The sequence below is a fragment of the Paraburkholderia sp. LEh10 genome, from assembly GCF_017814945.1.
Taxonomy (GTDB): domain Bacteria; phylum Pseudomonadota; class Gammaproteobacteria; order Burkholderiales; family Burkholderiaceae; genus Paraburkholderia.
In genome coordinates, this window is record NZ_JAGIPX010000185.1 from 1 (window position 1) to 1,857 (window position 1,857).

Here is a 1,857-nt window from a genome sequence, read left to right on the forward strand (position 1 = left end):
TTGGTGATGTGGTCGGTAGTGCTGCTGCCCGAGTCCGTCGTGAGCGCAACGCCCGGCGCGGCCGCCGACGTGTCGAGCGTGAAGCTGAAGCCGGTCGCGCCGGAGACATTGCCGGCGATATCGGTCTGGCGGACCTGCACGGTGTTCAGGCCTTCAGTGGCGCTGAAACTTCCGCTCCAGGTCTGGCCGCCATCGGTGGAATACTCGACTGTGGCACCGCTCTCGACACCGCTCAGACTCAGCGTGCCGGTGTTGGTGACGTGGTCGGTGGTGCTGCTGCCCGAATCGGTCACGAGCGCAACGCCCGGTGCGGCCGCCGACGTGTCAAGCGTGAAGCTGAAGCCCGTCGCACTGGAGACATTGCCGGCGACGTCGGTCTGGCGGACCTGCACGTCGTTGACACCCTCGCTGGCGCTGAAACTTCCGCGCCAGGTCTGGCCGCCATCGGTGGAATACTCGACCGTGGCACCGCTCTCGACGCCGGTGACAGCCAGCGGGCCGGTGTTGGTGATGTGGTCGGTAGTGCTGCTGCCCGAGTCCGTCGTGAGCGCAACGCCCGGCGCGGCCGCCGACGTGTCGAGCGTGAAGCTGAAGCCGGTCGCGCCGGAGACATTGCCGGCGATATCGGTCTGGCGGACCTGCACGTTGTTCACACCTTCAACCGCGCTAAAGCTGCTGTTCCAGTGCGCGCCGTTATCGATGCTGTACTGCACGGTCGCACCGCTTTCAATGCCCGTGAGATTAAGCGTGCCGGTATTGGTGATGTGGTCGGTAGTGCTGCTGCCCGAGTCGGTCGTGAGCGCAACGCCCGGTGCGGCCGCCGACGTGTCGAGCGTGAAGCTGAAGCCGGTCGCACTGGAGACATTGCCGGCGATATCGGTCTGGCGGACCTGCACGGTGTTCAGGCCTTCAGTGGCGCTGAAACTTCCGCTCCAGGTCTGGCCGCCATCGGTGGAATACTCGACTGTGGCACCGCTCTCGACATCGCTCAGACTCAGCGTGCCGGTATTGGTGATGTGGTCGGTGGTGCTGCTGCCCGAGTCGGTCACGAGCGCGACGCCCGGTGCGGCCGCCGACGTGTCGAGCGTGAAGCTGAAGCCGGTCGCGCCGGAGACATTGCCGGCGATATCGGTCTGGCGGACCTGCACGGTGTTCAGGCCTTCAGTGGCGCTGAAACTTCCGCTCCAGGTCTGGCCGCCATCGGTGGAATACTCGACTGTGGCACCGCTCTCGACATCGCTCAGACTCAGCGTGCCGGTATTGGTGATGTGGTCGGTGGTGCTGCTGCCCGAGTCGGTCACGAGCGCGACGCCCGGTGCGGCCGCCGACGTGTCGAGCGTGAAGCTGAAGCCGGTCGCGCCGGAGACATTGCCGGCGATATCGGTCTGGCGGACCTGCACGGTGTTCAGGCCTTCAGTGGCGCTGAAACTTCCGCTCCAGGTCTGGCCGCCATCGGTGGAATACTCGACTGTGGCACCGCTCTCGACACCGCTCAGACTCAGCGTGCCGGTGTTGGTGACGTGGTCGGTGGTGCTGCTGCCCGAATCGGTCACGAGCGCAACGCCCGGTGCGGCCGCCGACGTGTCAAGCGTGAAGCTGAAGCCCGTCGCACTGGAGACATTGCCGGCGACGTCGGTCTGGCGGACCTGCACGTCGTTGACACCCTCGCTGGCGCTGAAACTCCCGCTCCACGTGTGCCCGCCATCAACCGAATACTCGACCGTGGCGCCGCTTTCGACCCCGGTGACGGCCAGCGTGCCGGTGTTGGTGACGCGGTCGGTGGTGCTGCTGCCCGAATCGGTCACGAGCGCAACGCCCGGTGCCGCCGCCGACGTGTCGAGCGTGAAGCTGAAGCCG

The 1,857-nt window shown here is 66.2% G+C and carries 1 pseudogene; it reads right to left on the reverse strand.

The features are described 5' to 3' along the window. Nucleotides 1-1,857 (reverse strand): annotated as a pseudogene (locus J8I87_RS43800) (Ig-like domain-containing protein); the annotation flags it as partial.